At 47.5% G+C, this 18,250-nt stretch carries 14 protein-coding genes; 7 read left to right on the forward strand and 7 right to left on the reverse strand.

Features of this window, described 5'->3' with window-relative positions; all coding sequences use genetic code 11:
* Positions 1–233 precede the first annotated feature (233 nt).
* Both RIB93_RS06135 and RIB93_RS06140 read right to left on the reverse strand, forming a co-directional pair.
* Entirely contained in the window at positions 234–1,520 is a 1,287-nt protein-coding gene (locus RIB93_RS06135; protein WP_446371289.1) for a DNA cytosine methyltransferase, read from the reverse strand.
* Between the two features lie 61 nt (positions 1,521–1,581).
* On the reverse strand, positions 1,582–4,743 hold the full coding sequence (locus RIB93_RS06140; protein ID WP_446371291.1) for a DEAD/DEAH box helicase: 3,162 nt from the start codon (positions 4,741–4,743) through the stop codon (positions 1,582–1,584).
* An 806-nt stretch (positions 4,744–5,549) separates the two neighbouring features.
* Between RIB93_RS06140 and RIB93_RS06145 the strand changes: the two genes are divergently transcribed.
* Positions 5,550–6,290, forward strand: a complete 741-nt coding sequence (locus RIB93_RS06145; protein WP_446371293.1) for a hypothetical protein — start codon at positions 5,550–5,552, stop codon at positions 6,288–6,290.
* A 126-nt stretch (positions 6,291–6,416) separates the two neighbouring features.
* Here the strand turns inward: RIB93_RS06145 and RIB93_RS06150 are convergent, their stop codons facing one another.
* Positions 6,417–6,776 (reverse strand): DUF4342 domain-containing protein, encoded by a 360-nt coding sequence (locus RIB93_RS06150; protein ID WP_044210663.1) that lies wholly within the window; start codon positions 6,774–6,776, stop codon positions 6,417–6,419.
* Between the two features lie 163 nt (positions 6,777–6,939).
* Between RIB93_RS06150 and RIB93_RS06155 the strand changes: the two genes are divergently transcribed.
* From RIB93_RS06155 to RIB93_RS06170, 4 genes are all read left to right on the forward strand, one after another.
* Positions 6,940–7,329, forward strand: coding sequence for a pentapeptide repeat-containing protein (locus RIB93_RS06155; RefSeq protein ID WP_446371295.1), 390 nt, complete (start codon positions 6,940–6,942; stop codon positions 7,327–7,329).
* A gap of 790 nt (positions 7,330–8,119) precedes the next feature.
* The gene (locus RIB93_RS06160) at positions 8,120–8,458 is read left to right on the forward strand and encodes a hydrogenase maturation nickel metallochaperone HypA/HybF (RefSeq protein ID WP_446365075.1); all 339 of its coding nucleotides are present in this window, start codon (positions 8,120–8,122) and stop codon (positions 8,456–8,458) included.
* The gene (hypB, locus tag RIB93_RS06165; RefSeq protein WP_446371297.1) at positions 8,449–9,390 is read left to right on the forward strand and encodes a hydrogenase nickel incorporation protein HypB; all 942 of its coding nucleotides are present in this window, start codon (positions 8,449–8,451) and stop codon (positions 9,388–9,390) included. Before RIB93_RS06160 ends, hypB begins: the two co-directional genes overlap by 10 nt.
* Before the next feature lie 166 nt (positions 9,391–9,556).
* Positions 9,557–9,775 (forward strand): hypothetical protein, encoded by a 219-nt coding sequence (locus tag RIB93_RS06170; RefSeq protein ID WP_446371299.1) that lies wholly within the window; start codon positions 9,557–9,559, stop codon positions 9,773–9,775.
* 73 nt (positions 9,776–9,848) lie between these two features.
* Here RIB93_RS06170 and RIB93_RS06175 read toward each other — a convergent pair whose 3' ends face one another.
* The gene (locus RIB93_RS06175; protein WP_446371301.1) at positions 9,849–10,760 is read right to left on the reverse strand and encodes a ribonuclease D; all 912 of its coding nucleotides are present in this window, start codon (positions 10,758–10,760) and stop codon (positions 9,849–9,851) included.
* Between the two features lie 51 nt (positions 10,761–10,811).
* On the opposite strand from RIB93_RS06175, the gene RIB93_RS06180 reads away from it, so the two are divergent.
* Together RIB93_RS06180 and RIB93_RS06185 are read left to right on the forward strand one after the other, a co-directional pair.
* The gene (locus RIB93_RS06180; protein WP_446371303.1) at positions 10,812–11,552 is read left to right on the forward strand and encodes a DUF429 domain-containing protein; all 741 of its coding nucleotides are present in this window, start codon (positions 10,812–10,814) and stop codon (positions 11,550–11,552) included.
* A 171-nt stretch (positions 11,553–11,723) separates the two neighbouring features.
* Positions 11,724–11,954, forward strand: a complete 231-nt coding sequence (locus RIB93_RS06185; RefSeq protein ID WP_446371305.1) for a hypothetical protein — start codon at positions 11,724–11,726, stop codon at positions 11,952–11,954.
* A 105-nt stretch (positions 11,955–12,059) separates the two neighbouring features.
* On the opposite strand, the gene RIB93_RS06190 is transcribed toward RIB93_RS06185, so the two are convergent.
* The 3 genes from RIB93_RS06190 to RIB93_RS06200 form a co-directional block, all read right to left on the reverse strand.
* Positions 12,060–17,096 carry an nSTAND1 domain-containing NTPase gene (locus tag RIB93_RS06190; protein WP_446371307.1) on the reverse strand — a complete coding sequence of 1,679 codons (5,037 nt, stop codon included), beginning with the start codon at positions 17,094–17,096 and terminating at the stop codon, positions 12,060–12,062.
* A gap of 337 nt (positions 17,097–17,433) precedes the next feature.
* Positions 17,434–17,865, reverse strand: a complete 432-nt coding sequence (locus RIB93_RS06195; protein WP_446371309.1) for an HNH endonuclease — start codon at positions 17,863–17,865, stop codon at positions 17,434–17,436.
* A 7-nt stretch (positions 17,866–17,872) separates the two neighbouring features.
* Entirely contained in the window at positions 17,873–18,250 is a 378-nt protein-coding gene (locus tag RIB93_RS06200) for a hypothetical protein (protein ID WP_446371311.1), read from the reverse strand.

Below are 18,250 nucleotides of genomic sequence, written 5' to 3' on the forward strand. Positions count from 1 at the left end.
GCCAAATTGGGATGCTCCCCAGGTAACTGACTAATTATCTCAAGGTATCAACCCTCAGTAAAGTGAGTATTTATGCTTATTCTTCTCAGAGACTTTTCTGTAGTCTATCGTAATACACCTTGAAGTGCGGAGTGTGGGATATAAATACTCCTCAAACCCTTACAAATGACGAATGACGAATGACGAATGACGAATGACAATCTCCGCCGTTAACTTTAATTGTCCCCACCTACTTATACCTTTTGTTTCCAATACTTAAATGCTTTGACCTGACCTAATTCTAATAGGTGCGAGTCTCTTAGGGTGAGGGTAAGAGTTGGCGGCGAGGGTTCAACTCCCAAGGCGGCGATGATTTGATCACCTAAGACTCGTCCGAGTCGTGGCGGTACAGCATTCCCTACCTGTCGAAATCCATGCCATTTCGTAACATGAAAGCGAAACCAGTCCGGAAATGAATGTAAACGTGCGGCTTCTCGTACTGAAATTACCCGTGGATATTCAGGATGAATGGGACGGGGGGAAGTATAGCTACCCCGATCATATCCAGTACCTGCTCGTAGAGTGTAGCAGGGTTTGCCCCAGTCTAGGCGTTGTAGACGACTAATTGCTTCCAATTGACCCGGTGGTGTTTGATTAAACCGTTCAATAGAGGCTGGATTGTGTCGGGTTCGCTTAGAACTGGTTAACAAGGATCGATTCCATTGGCGGGGATGGGCAAAATTAAAGGGATCGGTGATGATATTTCGTAGTTTTTCTACGTAAGGCATGGCTAATGCCTGGAGTAATTTTAACTGGGGAAGTGTCAGTTCTACCCAGTCTGAGGTTTGGAGTTCAGGAAAATCATCTAAATTCGGTAAATCCGCGATCGCATCCCGAACGGTACAAAATTCAGAGGGTGATTGCAATTGAGGCTGAGGATAGGTTAAAGGTTTAACTCCCACCTGATTTCCCAACACAAATAACCGTTGTCGCTGCTGGGGTACACCAAAATTAACCGCGTTTAGGACTTGTATCGGTTGAGTTATCTCATAGCCGGCGGCGTTAAACTCCCATTGCAACCGATTCAATAAGTCTTGGTATTTTTTCCACCCTAAACCCGGAACATTCTCCATCAGAAAATAACGAGGCTGGAGTTCTTTGATCAAGCGACAGAACTCAAAGACTAAAAGGTTCCGTTTGTCACAAACCTGACGTTTCCCCATCCCAGAGAATCCCTGACAGGGCGGTCCACCAAATACTAAGTCTATGTCCATCCTGTCGCGATCGCTCACCCGAACAGGACGTTTTTGGCGATCGCACCAATTCCGCAAGGCTTTCTGGATATGTGTTCCCGTCAACTCAGTCACATCAGCGCACAAGACATGAGTCTGGGGAAAATTAAACTTATAGACAGCCGCGTGAATCGGGTCTTTTTCCACTGCGATCGCCACATCAAACCCCGCCTGTTCGATTCCCAAGGAAAACCCACCAACACCTGCAAATAAATCAATGGCGACAGGTCGATACCCTAATTTTGCCATCCCCTCATCCGTTGTTTTATACCAAGTTGCAGTCTAATGTACAATCTTCTGCCTTTTTATCCTAACCTTCAGACGTTAGAGGTAACGTCTCCATCTGACTGATAATTTCCAATAATAAAAGTCCCAAACTCTTATTCAACGCCGCATTACTTTCAGGACAACTGTGCTGCATCAAACAGCGAGGACAACCCTGATCACAGTCACACCCTTCTGCTAACACCTTAGCTTTGAACGCAAAGTCCCAGAAGCGATGAAAAATAGCCTCAGATACCCCATTTCCTCCTGGTGTTGTATCAAACCAATACCCAATTGTAGGTAAGGTGTGTTGACGGTTGGGTTTATTCACGATTAGACTATTTACCTCCTGAGTCTCACTCAAAATTAATAAGGGTACAGCCAAATTAATTTGGTGGGTAATAGAATGTAATGCAATCTGTTCTGGCGGGCAAGACCAAAGACAGGTATAATCACTAGGAATATTCTTCCCATACTGCTGAACCAATTTTTGTTTGATTCCTTTAACCTGTTGAGTCAAATAGTTCTGAATCGGTTGATTAACTTCAATTTGCAGTACAGGTGCTTCCAGTCGAGTTAAATAAGGCTGCTCAAAATTCACCGTTTTAATCCGTTTCTGGATTTCAGCAAACCGTGTTCTGCGCCGACAGGCTGGACATTGAGCTTCTTTGACAGGTGTATGATACCGCCGACATTGGAAATTTTGGCAGGTTTTGTCGTATTCTAAACTGTAGAGTGTATATCCATTAACGTAATCGGTAATTTCTCCCCAACCCAGAATTAAACGTATTCGTCCTTCCGGAATTCTTGTTGGCAAAATCTTCGGTTCAGCCAAGTGAGCTTTGAGTTCAATCTCAGTTTCTTGTTCCGCACGAGTTAACTGCTGGGGATCTTCAGCTAGAGGTTTTAAAATTGCCTGTTGATTTTCCAAATCCAGACTTTGACAAGAATACCAAACCCGATCGCCCCAAGGTGACTGATGCTGATAAATTGCCTCAGGAAAGACTTCTCGCTGGGCGTGCTTTTCATCCAATTCCTCAAATTCTTCCCCCGTCTGTTGATCTACTAATGTCACCGTAAAATGGTTCGTTCCTCGCATTTGCACGTCTTTATGGGGATAAGGTTTCGTCCACAAGTGCTGGTGGCGAGAGAGGGATAACTGGTGTTGATTCATCAACTGAATAGCAATGTCTGCGGCAGACTGACCAAAATACTGATAGAATTTCTCCAACGGAATCCCACTCTCACAAGCCCCACAAAGTAAATGCTGTTTGAGGAAGACTTGATAGTCAGGATTACATACCGCACTTTCAACTTCACCTCTTAACAATAAATCCGGGTTATTCCCATAAAAATAATCCAAGGCGTTTTGGGCAATGGGCAGAAAAATCACTAAACCAGGGCTTTTTCGTCCCGCCCTTCCCTGACGTTGCCGTAACTGCATCAGTGAACCGGGATAACCGCGCAGTAAACAACAATCCAATTCCGGAATATCAATCCCTGCTTCTAAGGCTGAGGTTGCCAGAATAATGCTAATTTCTCCCCCACTCAGTTGCTGAATAATTTGGCGACGATGATGAGATTTCAGCGAACCATAAAATATCCTCACTTGAGATTTAAGGTAACCTTGTCCTCGTTGCTCTAAATGTTCTTGGATCTGATTTAAGAGAGATTTGAGGGAAATGCGACTATTACAAAAAACAATCCCCTTCAATCCTTGCTCTAACCAAGACAAGACAATCGCACAAGATTCAATATTGGCATACTTAGATGGTGCTAAACAGAGGGTTGTCCGCGCCGCCGTTGCTGCACCACTGTTCTCGATTAGCGATAAATTTCCCTGTCTTCCACTAAAGGTTTCGGCTAATTCCCCTGGATTGCCAATCGTCGCCGTGGCAAAGATATGTTGTAATTGAGTGGAATCTCCACCACTTTGATCGATCGCTAATCGTAATCGTCGCATTAGATTGGCAAAGTGGGCACCAAAACTACCGCGATAAGTATGGGCTTCATCAATTACCAAATAACGCAGATTTCTCAGAAACCCTTGCCACGATTGCCATTGCGGTTTAAAAAGTTTAAAAAGTTGATGGTGGAGTAAGTCAGGGGTGATACAAACAATTTGCGGCGATTGTTCTAATAATTTAATCCGTTCCGCCATGGGAACATCTCCCGTCAGCATCACTACATTAATCCGCTGAAACTTCGGGATTAGGTCAATAATGTCGTGAATTTGCCGCAACTGATCCACCGCCAACGCTTTCAAGGGAAAAATAAATAGGGCGGTGGTGCGGGGATTGATCAGACAGGTTTCCAGAATCGGGAGAAGAAACGCCAGAGTTTTGCCACTGGCTGTTGGGGTGGAGAGTAAAATATCCCCCCCTTGACGCAACGCCTGTAATGAGGCGTACTGATGGGACCACAGAGAGTAGATGCCAATGGCATTTAAGGCGTAGTGGAGAACCTTGGGTAAATCTTGGGGTAAGGGTTCCGCCTTTTCCTGGGAAGCGGGAGTAATTTCTACAGCGGTTAACTTTTCCCCGTCGAGTAGGCTTTGAGCGATCGCACGAAATGCAGGGGGTTGAATCGCGGCGATGTCGGCTTCACTGACTTGGGGGGTTGCCGACGGAGACGATGCAGGGGTTGAGGATAAGATAGGATGGCTGGGTTCAATTGACTCATGCTGTCGAATTTCTAGGTAGGCGCATTCCAGATGGGTTTCTATCTCGGCTCGTTGATCGGGAAACGCGGCGGTGTAGACGGTTAAAGCGGCTTCCAATCGTTGAATGGCTTGGCGTAGGTTCTGAATGCGATCGCCTTTATTGCGCTCTATGTAAATTAACCCCAAATAATAGTTAGTTTCCGCCCAATCCTGGGGATCATCAGCCTGAGTGAAAACCTGAGCCGCAATTTCGTAGCCAATGCGGACAATTTCCAGATTATCCGTGCGATCGCCGCCAGGAAACTGGTTAATAAACTGACTAATTCCCCGCAGGCGTCTCGCCAGATCCGGCTTGTGACGATCATCCAATTCAGCCAAACTTGCGATCGCCCATTCCTGTAGCACCAGGGCAAACGTCTCATTCAGCTTATCAGAGTTCTCTGCCAGGAACGTATGCACCACAGATACATCCTCGTTGCTGGGTAAAGTAATCAACAACAATTGGTGGAGAAACGTCTTCAGGGTTTCCCAGTTTGGATCAGCCATGATCTAAGCCAGCATTCTGCCAGCGCGTTATTCCTATCAGGTCTGCTTGTTCAATTATTGTACAGTAGGGGATAAGGAAAGCTTCGGTTAACCTTCAATCCCACCAATAGGACATCACCACCGCGTCGCGATCGCGTATAAAATTGCTATGATAGTCAGTCGATGGGACTACTATAACATTGGTTCAGCCATCAAATCCGATGCTGTTCCAGGCGTAGTCGGTTAGGGAAGCATCTCAATTCAGCACAATTATTGGTAGTGGAAGCATTGTGTCCCCTAGAATTTATGACTTATGTACGCCTCTACAGAACCCCGACAATTGAATAAGGGCGGGTTTTGCTGTTCACTTATCGGTGAGAAAGGGCGGGTTTTGCTGTTCACTTATCGGTGACAAAGGGCGGGTTTTGCTGTTCACTTATCGGTGACAAAGGGCGGGTTTTTCTGTTCACTTATCGGTGAGAAAGGGCGGGTTTTGCTGATCAGTTATCGGTGACAAAGGGCGGGTTTTGCTGATCAGTTATCGGTGACAAAGGGCGGGTTTTGCTGTTCACTTATCGGTGAGAAAGGGCGGGTTTTGCTGTTCACTTATCGGTGAATAGCTGACTTTAGTCCCTAAACCCGCCCCTACAAAGTCCCTAAACCCGCCCCTACAAAGTCCCTAAACCCGCCCCTACAAAGTCCCTAAACCCGCCCCTACAAAGTCCCTAAACCCGCCCCTACAAAGTCCCTAAACCCGCCCCTACAGAGTCCCTAAACCCGCCCCTACAGGGGAATACTTGGCTCCGAAGACAAATGACGAATGACAAATGACAAATAAAATGCGCCGCCTATCTTTTTTTCGGAATTGGACGATTGTAGTCCTACTATTGCTTTGGTGTACAAGCTGTTCATTTCAAGACTCACAAGATATCAATTTAACACTCAACGCCCAAGCCGCAGGTCGTCCTGGGCTCTACAGCTTGAGTGGCACAACTAATCTCCCTGATCAAAGTCAAATTACCGTAGCCGCAATTCGCGATTTACGGTTTCCGGATCAGGCGGTTTATCGCGATGAATCGTATTCTCCTTATTCCATTCTGGATCGTCAAGTGGTTAGAGTTGAGGACGGCAAATGGCAAGCCACGCTAAATTTATGGCAGGTAGCGCCCGATGGATATTTCCGGGAAGCATGGCAACTGGATCAATCGCCCATTGGTGACTCCTTGCAACCCTCTGCTGATGTATCATTTGTGGCATTATTTGATCCACAGGGTCAACTGCCAACTGTAGAAAATCAAACCATCCAAACACCCGAACTTGAAGGTCAACTGGTTCGCTTTACGAACGAAGGTCAGCCTTATGTTAAGGTTACTCAAAGCCAACGGATTCCTCTGCCAACGGGTCGAAAAACTCCCCCTGTGGTTAAACCTGAAGATAGGAATTGGGGTTGGGGAACGCAGCGCTATGAACTTCCATCAAAACCCCCAACGCCTGAGAATGTACGTCCGCCGACGTTGAAAACTGAACAAACAAATCAACCGCTTTTGCCTTCAGAATTTGTGCGCTGATGGGCAACAGGAGGCATTAAGTCAATTGTAGGGGCGGGTTTAGCCATTCAATTGGCTTGTCATCGATAACTGATCAACAAAACCCGCCCTTATTCCAATCCTCTGATTTTCCCAATTTCCCCAAAGTTATTCTCGTCGCTCAATCACGAGTTTCAAACGAGCAACAAGCGCCCCGATCGCACCGACAGCCGCGATGACGGGAAACAGCGTCACCCCAACGACTCCACCCACGACGCCAACGGTTAGGGGAATTTCGATTAAGATTTGATCTTCTTCGTTCTTGACGATAATCCGGCGAATGTTACCCTGATGGATCAGTTCCCTCACTTTACCCACTAAGTCATCGCCACTAATGGTGAATTCTTCGACATTGACTTGGGTTGTGGTATCAACGTCGGGTTCAATAGACTGTAACTCATTTTCTAGAGGAACGGTGTTAGCGTTAATCTCTTCGACGCTTTCTTCGGTGCGAATTGGTTCGTTCATGGTTAAGCTTCTGTATATCACTATCTTTCAGGGTAACGAACTCAGTTGCTAGAGAGTTCACCAGTTAGGTTGAATTGATTGGATGATTCGGGACTATATAAAGAAATCTCTACCGTAGAGTTTGGCACAATACATCTATAGGCACTTGACAAATAAAGGAAAAATGCACTCAAAAATCTTGGTAATGGTTTTTTTCCTGACTGGATTAGGAGTAGCGACTCCTATCCGGGCAGAAAATGCGGATCAGGTTCGCCAATTATTGGAAACTGGAGCCTGTCGCCGATGTGCTTTAGAAGGAACAAATTTGAGAGAGAAAGACTTGAGGCTCGCTGATTTGAGAGATACTGATTTGAGAGATGCGGATTTGAGAGGGGCTGATCTCAGAGAAGCCGACTTGAGACGGGCAGATTTGACCGATGCGAATCTCAAAGGGGCTGATTTGAGGGGGACTTATTTGAGATTAACAAATTTGACTGATGCGAACCTAAAACGGGCGAACCTTTGCGGTGTGATTATGCCCGATGGTGAAACCTCTGAGCAGGGATGTGAGTAAGCCCGAAAACCCGCCCGGAACCCGGAGTAGCCCGGAGTAGCCCGGAGTAGCCCGGAGTTCAAACTCCGGGCTAAAAGCTCAAGTCCATTAAAATGGACTAATACCAAGTCGCGTTCTATCATGTCTAGGAAGAGCGAAGCGTGAAGCTTTCGCTATAGCGAGGAACGAGATACGAGAATCTGGACAGATGCGCGAGCGTCATTCCGTTTCACTGCATTCTGCTCAGAATGACAGATTCTACCTTAGACTGCAACTTGGTATAACTTCAGGGAAAACCCTAAATATCCCGTAGGGTGGGCATTGCCCACCAGCCTTAATTGAGTACCATTCCACTTAAGCGCTTTCTTCGGATGGCTCAGTCTTAACTCATCTAACTTTCACCACCGTTTCAGAACCCAGTAATATTCTAGTCATTAAGTGAGAAAATCAGTTCCAGAAACACCAGCATCAATGAAAATTACCTACTTAACCTTCGCCTCTATTGTCTTGCTGGGCTTAACTGCTTGCAATAATGCCAATACAACTCCCTCTGCTAACGTGGAGAGACAAACTCAACAGAGCAATCCTAGCCCTGTGGCTAATCCTGCTAACAAGTTCCCTCTTGAACTAACTGATGTCCTAACGTATTTCCCTGTTAAGAGTTCCCTCTTGGACTAAGTGATGTCCTAACGTATTCCCCAGGCTAAGAGCATCTCAATTAGGCTTCGGGAAGCTTTCCCTTGATCACCTACGCTCTTACCTAAAAACGAGATAAAATTAAATCGGAGATCCTCTGTAACGGAATAGACCATTGCACGAACTGGGAATCACACAAAATATCGTTGATATCGTTGCCGAACACGCGCAGGGGGCGAAAGTGCGACGAGTCTGCCTAGAAATTGGTCAGTTAGCGGCGATAATGCCCGATGCGGTGCTATTTTGTTTTGATGTTTGTAGCAAAGACACTCCCTTAGAAGGGGCAACCCTGGATATCATTGAAATTCCGGGTATTGGTCGCTGTCGTCACTGTAATGCTCAAATTCCCCTCGATCAACCTTTTGGTCTCTGTGAATGCGGTAGTGTAGAACTGGATATAATATCGGGTCAAGAACTGAAAATTAAGGAAATGGAGGTCGAACCATGTGTGTAACCTGCGGCTGTTCTGATGGTGCTGAAACGACTCTTACCAACCTGGAAACGGGGGAGGTTGTCGCCATGGCTAACTCCAATCATGACCAGAGTCATACCCATACTTTACCCGATGGGACTGCGATCGCGCACTCCTCCTCATCTAGCCATTCCCATACTCACACTTTGCCCGATGGTCGAGTTATCACTCACACTCACACTCACGACTCGTCGGGGAATCACCACGATGAAGCCTCCCAGGTTCACGCCCAGGTTCACGGTACCAAAATCTCCTTGGAAGAGGATATCCTGGCAAAAAATAATCTAATCGCTGCCCAAAATCGGGGATGGTTTAAAGGGCGTAATATTTTGGCGCTAAATCTAGTTAGTTCTCCGGGGGCGGGCAAAACGACGTTATTAACCCGCACGATTCAGGATTTACAGGCAAAATTACCGATTAATGTAATTGAAGGGGATCAAGCGACGGCGAATGATGCCCAGAAAATTCAAGAAACTGGGTGTAACGTTGTCCAAATAAATACAGGCACCGGGTGTCATTTGGAAGCAGCGATGGTGGAACGGGGTTGCACTCAACTCAATCCTCCCCTCAATTCTGTGGTGATGATTGAGAATGTGGGGAATCTTGTTTGTCCCGCCTTATTTGATTTGGGTGAACAGGCGAAGGTGGCGATATTATCGGTAACAGAAGGCGATGATAAGCCGATTAAATATCCTCATATCTTCCGTGCTAGCCAAGTGATGATTCTCACCAAAATTGACCTGTTGCCTTATGTGGATTTCGATGTGGAACGCTGTATTGAGTATGCGCGAACAGTTAATCCTCAGATGCAGGTATTTCAGGTTTCGGCAAAAACCGGAGTTGGGCTAGAGGGTTGGTATGAATGGTTAAACTCTCAGTTGCAACCCTTGCAACCATTAAATTGGGATACCTAAAGCCCTGAAAGGCAACAGGCAACAGGGAAGGAATTATCGGTTCCGTTTTTGTTACAATTCTTTACTTAAAAAATCAGGGTTTATCATCGATTCTTACAGACAAAATCTAAGATTTTGATTAAAATCTTGGTGTGGCTTAAGAATATTTTTAGAATTTGGTAAATTTATGATACTTACAGAAAAAATACAACGACGGGACGTTAACCGCAGCTCATCTCATTTAGCCATAGTGTTTGCCCAAACCATGCAAACAGGACAAATTAGCTTCTCGCAGTGGTATGAGTTAATGACGGCACCGTTAGAAGATGCATTGAGTCCTGAGGCTGAGGATGCCATTACCCGTTTAATTTATGGAGTACGTCATGGATTGATCCGAGTCATCTAATATCGGTATCTGGAAAGTACGATAGAGACAGAGCATGGCGCGTCTGCCAACTGTAGAGACGTAGCAGCATTTGTCAAAATGGTAAGTCTTCATCCTCTGGCTCAGTAATCGAGAGTCGCCAAGTCGTTTTATTCTCTTCTTCTACAGGCAATTCCTCCATTACCTCCCCTAACTTCTGTTGTAGGGATTTAGTCAATTGTACCGATAAATCTAACTCAATCCCTAGTTTTTGGGTAACTTCTGCTAATTGATGAAAAGCAACTTTTTTACTGGTGCGATTTTGACTAGATAAGCGGAATCCATTGACGTTTTTCAGCTTTTGTGCTTGCATCGCCGCTTTCAACCGTTCCTTAATTTGCTGAATTTCCGTATCCAGTTGCTTCCAGCGATGCTCGATTTGGCGATATCGTAGGGTTAGGGCTTCAATATCCTCTGTGGCGGGGTCAGGTTGAGCCAGTTCTAACAGACAACGGTGAACCTGAGCTACATAGACGACATCCTTAGCGGCGTAATCCAGTTGGCGGGGGGAGAGGGGGCGTTTCCTCCAGTCGCCTGTTTGCTCCCGTTTATCAACATGGGGGGAAATGCCAAAATATTCAGTTAAGGTTTTCAGTTGATAATTGGGAACTGGGAGGCGATAGTAGGGAATGGTTTTTGCTAGTTCTAGGGTACAGGTGACATTTTTGGCTTTGCGTTTACCCAAAAATTTTCGGTCATAGCTGGCGTTGTGAAAGACTTTCTCAATCGCCGGATTGTACATAATTGTAGCAATAAACTCATCGGCGAGTTCCGGCTGATATAGCACATCGAGAATTGAGACAGACTCACCAGTGAAGTCATTTCCATCTGCCAAGACTTGGATTAAAGACAATTGGGGTGTATCAGTTTTGTAGTCAGCAACTTCCGTATCTAACCAGAGGATAGAGGCTTGAGTGCAGCGTGCGATCGCACGCTTAATGTCTTGGGCTTGGGTCAGGTATGGCATCAGTCAATCGAGCAGCTATCTTATCCTACATGCTAAAGGGGTAAAAGTGGGATGAAATTTATCGGAATTGACCTCGGTTGGACATCAGGCGCGAGTGGTTTATGTTGCTTAAGTTGGTCAGATGGACAGCTTCAGCTATTAGAATTAAACCGCAAACAAGCCACAGTTGATATCCTCAATTGGATTGACAATTGGACAGCCGCCACTGAACCCGCCCTTATCGCCGTAGACGCTCCCACGCTGATTCCCAACGCCACCGGAATGCGCCTCCCGGATAAACTTAGTCATCGGTATTTTCATCGCTACCACGCGGGTTGTTATCCCGCCAATCGCCAGCGCCCTTTTGCCCAACGCACAATAGAGTTTGGTTTGAGTTTGGAAACACGGGGGTTTATTCACGCCCCCCAGATAACGCCTCAAAGCCTGGGACGCTACCAAATCGAGGTGTTTCCCCATCCCGCGATTGTACATTTATTTGGATTAAATCGGATTCTGAAATATAAGAAAGGAAAACTGGCAGAACGTCAAGGGGAATTATTAAAACTTTATCATTTGATTAGGGAGGAATTGCCGAGTTTAGAACCCAAACTTGATGGGATTGATGGTTTAAAGGATAGTTTTTCGGAACGCTTGACTGGGGCGACGCTGAAGGAACTAGAAGATAAACTGGATAGTTTAATCTGTGCCTATATTGCGGCTTACTGGTGGTATTGGGGGATTGAGCGGAATTGGGTATTGGGTGATGTCAGTACGGGTTATATTATTGTCCCTGCACCTGTCGTGTCAACTTAAGCCACAACCCCCTCTCCCCCAACCCCTCTCCCACCGGGGGAGAGGGGAGTTCTTTTTGCATTCCAAAAAATCACTCAATAGGATTATGAATGCGATCGCACTCCCCAAACAACCCACCGCCTCCACCCAACACCCAATCCCATCCTGTCATTCTGAACGCAGCGAAGCGGAGTGAAGAATCTCTCTAATGTTGAGACTGATGAATCCGATGATGAATGCGATCGCACTCCTCCAGCAACCCGCCACCTCCACCCAACACGCGGCTATGTCATTCTGAACGCAGCGAAGCGAAGTGAAGAATCTCCTCCAATGCTGAAGCTAATCCTATCACTGAATCAGATTAGGGATACATTACAAACCCCAGCCTTATACCAAATCCGGGGAACGCTACCCCCGTTATAACCTAGTCCGCGCAGGCGGACTTTGTTTGTGTAGCTGCGATTTCAATCGCCTCCTCTTGCAGGGGGTAATAAAGGCGGATTTGGTATGACGAATGACAAATGACAATCACTGATTCCGCAGCGACTCTAACTCCTCTGGCGTGAACGGATTCTCCCCATCTTTTAACGCCTCAATCCAGCCTTGACGTTTGGCTTTTATTTTCTCCCAATAGTCTATCCAGTCTTGGCGTTCTGCTACAATATCCTCCCGGAAATCAAATTGACTTTCAGGTTGGGATTTTTCTTGTTCGATATTAATCCAATCAATATATGCCTGAAAGTCTTTAATCGCTCCCTGAGTATCACCTGTTAACGCCCTAGCTAAACCTCGGCTATCTTGATAGTTAGGACGGTCATTGTCTGAGGCAAGTTCTACCGCTTTTTCACAGGCAATTATCACATTTTGAGCATCACCATTGATACTACCAAACCAGCAGATTTGATTCCAAGCTTGAGCAGGAATTTCAACTGTGGAATCGAGGGTTTGGGCTTGGCTATAAGCGGCGAAAGCCTCCATAATTTGATCCTCATCCGCCAGACGCTGACCCTGTTCAACTAATAGAGAGGCGGTTTTTGTTTCTGGCTTAACGTCTAAGCTGGGGTCAAGTTCTCTAGCACGATCAAATGCTGTAACCGCTTCATCAATCTTGCCCTCTCGTGCAGCCGATTCTCCCTGTTTAACTAACTCTGAGGCTTCCGCTAATTGCTCGGCTTTTTGTTGAGGATTGAGGTTGAAATTGGGATTCCAGGCTAAGGCTTTGCCGAAGAGTTCCACGGCTGGCTCAATATTCCCGGTTCTGGCTTGGGTTTCACCCTGGTAAACCCAAAATTGGGCGGCGGCGGTTTTGTTGGCGGGGGTTTGGCAAACCGCTAATTTTTCTAAGTCTTGGGGGTTGAAAATTAGATGCTGATTCAACCAGTCACAGCCTCGCGCTAACAGCGAGTCTAACCCATCCGCCCGCCACACCCGGGCGGTTTTATCAACTGAGGCAGTGACAATCCGCTCTCCATCGGGGCTAAAATTGGCGCTGGTGACATAACCCTGATGCCCCTTGAGTTCGGTGAGTAGGTTCCCCTGCCTATCCCACACCCGGGCGGTATTATCAGATGAAGCGGTAACTATCCGCTGCCCATCGGGGCTAAAGTTAGCGTTGGTGACATAACCTTGATGCCCCTTAAGTTCAGTGAGCAGGTTGCCCTTTTTATCCCACACCCGGGCGGTATTATCAGATGAAGCGGTAACTATCCGCTGCCCATCCGGGCTAAAATTGGCGCTGCCGACAGGATACTGATGCCCCTTAAGTTCGGTAAGCAGGTTGCCCTTTCTATCCCACACCCGGGCGGTATTATCCAAAGAAGCGGTAACGATCTGCTGCCCATCCGGGCTAAAGTTGGCGCTTCTGACAGTACTCTGATGCCCGTTTAGCTGAACTCGTTCCTGGATATTGTCCAGAATCGTTTGCAACGCCAGCATCGGGCTAGTGGCGGGATAGTCTTTCAGGGGGCGATTTTTAACAATTTTCTGTAAATCTTGTCCCGCTTCCATGGCAGCAATTAGCGCATTGAGCGGTTGATATTCAAATTCTTTAATAGCATTCGTCCCCTCTCGTTCCAGTCTCGTTCCCTCCTGGGCTTCTTTCTGAGCGATTTGGGCGGCTTCCTGGGCAGTTCGGGCTTCGTTTTTTGCCACTTCCGCGTCTTGCAGGGCAGTTTCGGCGAGTTGCACTTGTTCCTGGAGTTGGGCTTGTTCCCGTCGTGCCGTTTCTACAGTCTTCCGGGCAGTTTCAGCGGCTTGATTGGCGGTTTCATATTGCTGCTGTGCCTGGTTTACCTTTGCCTGGGCAGTTTCCAGGTTTTGATTGGCGGCTTGCATTTGGCGCTGTGCCTGTTGCACCTGTTTCTGTGCCGCTTGGCGTTTGGCTTCGGCTTCTTTCTGTTTGGTTTCGGCGGCTTGAGTTTGGGTTTGAGCGTTTTTTAGCTTTGCCTGAACCTGCTGGAAAGTCTTCTGTGCTTGTTTAAAATTGTCTTGTGTTTTTTTATATTGCGCTTGTGTTCGATTATAGTCAGTCTGTGCTTTCGCGGCTCGACTATCTGCTTCTCGAAATTGAGCCTTTGCATTCTCTGCCTGTTCCCAAGTTTTGGCGGCAAATCCCCCCAAAGATACGAAAATTACACCAGCGACAACTCCCGTTAATACCAATCCGGCAAAAGCACGACGCACTTGGCGATTTAACTTCTGCCTCACTTTTTCGACTCGTTGGAGTTCCGCCTCGGTTAACTGACGCTGTGCTTCTGCTTGTCGGCGCTGTTGGCGTTCGTTCTCTAATTGGGCGATTAATTCTTGTAATCGCGGTTCCTGCTGCTGGCGAATAAAGGCGGCTAAGTAATCATGAACTAATTGATATCGCTGTTCGGGATTTTCCGGTAATAGTAAGACTAAGCCTGATTTGACGAATATCTGTAAGACTAAATCTAAGGATGGGGTTGGCGGATGGAGACCTAACCCCCCAGCCCCCTTCCCTGCAAGGGAAGGGGGAGCCGGAGAAGGGGGAGCCGGAGAAGGGGGAGCTAGAGAAGGGTGAGCCGGATGTCCCTCCCCTATTCCGGTTCCCTCCCCTTGCAGGGGAGGGTTAGGGAGAGGTCGGGTTACACCCTCCGCCGTCACCGTCACCGCCAACGCCTGCAAATCCCGTTCAATTTCTGCCCGTGTCTTCAGCGGGCGAGTTCCCTTCTCATCCGTCAACAAATACAACACCAACTCCGCCGCCTGTCGATTTTCCTCCCCACAATCTGCCACGACTTCATCTAAATAGCGCTGCACTAACACTTCTTTCGCCTGTTCCCCATACTGGCGATACTCGGCTAACTGGGTAATCTTCTCCGTTTGCAGTTGCGCCCCCACTACCTGCAATTCAATCGGGCGCACTTCCCCCACATCCCCAGCTAAATCCTGCACCAAGGCTTCAATTAACGCCGCTTCTAGATGAAAACTCGACCGTTCGGTTAACCGTTGAATTATCGATTGAGTATCCGCTGCCGAAAAATTTCCTAACCGATAGAGGATATTCCGACTGAGAATATCATTACCAATCACCTTCATACTGTCCAGGTAATTGCACTCTAATAAATAGTGCAAATAATCCTCCCGCAGGGAGAGAACCACCTTCACCGGGGAAATCTTCAGACATTCCCCAATAAACTCAAAAAAGCGCCGCCGTTCCCTAGCGTCGGGATAGACAAAGAAAAACTCCTCAAACTGGTCAAAAATCAGCACCGTCCGCAGATTCAACCGTTCTGTGTGTTGTAGTAGAGACGTTGCCTGTAGAGACGTTCCATGGAACGTCTCTACACCATCGGGTAATGTCCCCACCCCATTGTCTACCAACGCCTCTGCCAATAACTGTGCCAATTCCTCTTGCCAATGGGAATACACCCGCATCGTCACCGATAACGTATCCGATGTGCCAATTGCCTTCTGCTTCAAGGCTGGCACCAATCCCCCCTGCACCAAGGAACTCTTACCCACACCAGACTGCCCATGAATCACAATTAACTTACAATCATGCCGCCCAATCCGCTCAATTAACCGTTCCACATCCAACTGACGCCCCGATGCGGCAATTTCTGGGGCAATCATCTCCCCAACTCCGGGCTGAGAATAGGCTGGACTTGCCACCGTCGGGACTAACTTTGCCTCCCGTTGCGGCTGTATCCACGCCGCGCCGACAAATGCCCGTAAGCCATACTGCTGTTCAATGGATTGTCGCCTCAGTTTGATGTCAAACGCCTGAACATACCGCCGTTGCTGAAAATACCCCTGCTGCAACTGACTGAGAATATCCAGATAAAGGGCAGTGTCATACTCCGGACTGCCTAAAGTTTGGGCGCGTTCTAAATTCTCAATCGCCGCTTGAGGTTGATTTAGCCCAGAATACGCCTGCGCCAATGTGAACCGATACTGACTCTCGGCGTATGCCATCTGCCACGGTTTGTCCGTTTCCCCCGAACTGACCGCTAAACAGTCCAACGCCTGCTGCGCCAACTCCTGCGCCTGCTGCCAGTTGGCTTCTGCCAGGGCGACTTGGGCTAATATGCCATAGTCTTGGGCTAATTGATTTGACAGATTCGCTTCTTTATGATATGCAATTGCTTGTTCTGCCCACTGTTGTAATTCCTGCCACTCCCCCAACCGCCGCAGAATTCCACTCAAACTAGAGAGGGAATTTGCGACTAAATCGGGACGTTGGGCGGCGGCAAAGACGGCTAAACATTGCTGAACATACTGCCGTGCGGCTTGCCAATCCGGATGCTGGATATCCTCGATAGACGCGGCTTTTAAGGAATAGCCGATCGCTAATTCCCGTAACAGTTTTCCCTGGTATTCTACCTGCTCACAGTCTTGCCAAAGGGCGGCACTGTTTTGATAATGAATTAATCCTTGGTCTAAATTTCGATTGACTGGATGACCTGCCTGAACCACACCCCGCAAGGTTTCCACCGTCGCCGCCAATTCCGGACTCCCTTGATACTCCGCTTCTGGCAAGTCCTGCGTTGCCTGGTGAATTTCCCGACAGTGGTCTACAGTTAACTGTAACCGTCCGGCAAAAAATGCCTCGACATTTTCCCGTAAAACGGCAATTAACTCATCCCTCGGCATCAAAAAATGGGACGTAATTCCCCAACTTTGAAAATCAGGCGCATACATCAAGAAATCCTTGAATCCTTGGTCATTCACCCACAGCACCAAGGGAAAGGAAAAATGCTTACGAAACTCCTCCCGCACCTGATTGGTAGCACTCAAAAGCTGGCGGCTATTCTCCACCGCCTCCAACCCCAGCACCATCGCGGCGTCAGGTTTCTCGTCGCCTAATTCCGCCTGGATGCGAGCATAGAGGGTGCGTTCTGATGCTTTAATTTTGACCACCCGTATCTCTACCGAGGTTAAAGCTTGTAGTTGTTGGATGAGGCGCGATCGCAACTGGATATAATTACATCGGGCGAAATAGATGCGAAATTGTCCCAGAGACATCTCGATTGACCAGGCGAGTTCGTCGAGTTCGGTCTGGTTGTGGGCGATAATATCGTCGGGGGGTTGGTGGGTCATGGTGAGGGCGTTGGGCAATAGGCAAGGGATAGAGGAGCTGGGGGAGCTGGGGGAGCAGAAATTACATTTAGAGCTGATCCGAGTAGTATTGGGAGGGAATGGAGGAATTGTTTTGTTTTAACGCAGAGGTTCGCAGAGGAATTATGGGGTTTCTTGGATAGGTGAGGGGTTTTTTGGGCGTCTGGGACAGGACGGGTTTTGAACAAATAGTAGCATCAATGGTTAGGGTCGGGGCGGGTTTAGTCGCGTCTGGGTCAAAAAGAAATGATAATGGTGAAACCCGCCCCTACAAACCTGGTTTCCTCGAATAAAAACGAAGAGTTCAAGACTTTTCTCACTAATCCGGTGGATGCAGTCCGACCAAGATCAGCAGGCGTCGAAGATTTACAACTCCTGGACGGTTAAGTGCAAGTGCTGCAATGGTTGCACGACCACAGGGGGTTCGACCGAGTAGTTGAGTTAAATCCTCACTCCAATCAAAATGTTTTATCCAATTCTGCTGGCGAGGATTGAATAGGGCAATCTCTTGTCCAGTCTGTGGGTCAGGATAAACAGTGCGGGTGTATTTACGACCATTACAGCCGAAACACGCCCAGGCTAAATTTTCAGTAGTGGTTGTTCCACCGAGTTGTCGAGGCTTAATATGATCAACGGTAAAGCTGTCAGGAGAGAATTCATCTGGGCAACGGCAGTATTCGCATCGATGCTTCGCCCGTTGAGCAATTTCCTGTCTCAGTGCTATCGGGATTCGCTCATAGTCAGACGGCATGGGAAGGTTAGGAGCTTAACTGAATTTGTTGGTTTAAGCGGATCAGGTCAATATTCCTAATCTGTGCTAGTTGGATCAGGGCTTCTAATCGTTTTACTCGCTTCTCCTCTAACAAATCTTCGTAACCAATCAGTTGCTGATATTCCGCTTCACTCAGTTCACCCCATTCACAGCGATCGCGCAATCTATTTAAGTGTACCTGCTCATCTTCTGGCAGATGGTTGTCAATCACCTCTAGCAACTGGGCTTCCTGGGGACTAACTGTACTCGGCTGAGGCGGCTGTGCTAAAAATTCTAAGAGTTGCACAACCGCTATCAATTTGTCTTGGGGTAGCTGTCCAATCAACGCGATCGCTTTTTGGTGAATATCAGTAGCAGGAGCCAT

The organism is Coleofasciculus sp. D1-CHI-01 (assembly GCF_040218875.1).
Classification (GTDB): Bacteria; Cyanobacteriota; Cyanobacteriia; order Cyanobacteriales; family Coleofasciculaceae; genus Coleofasciculus.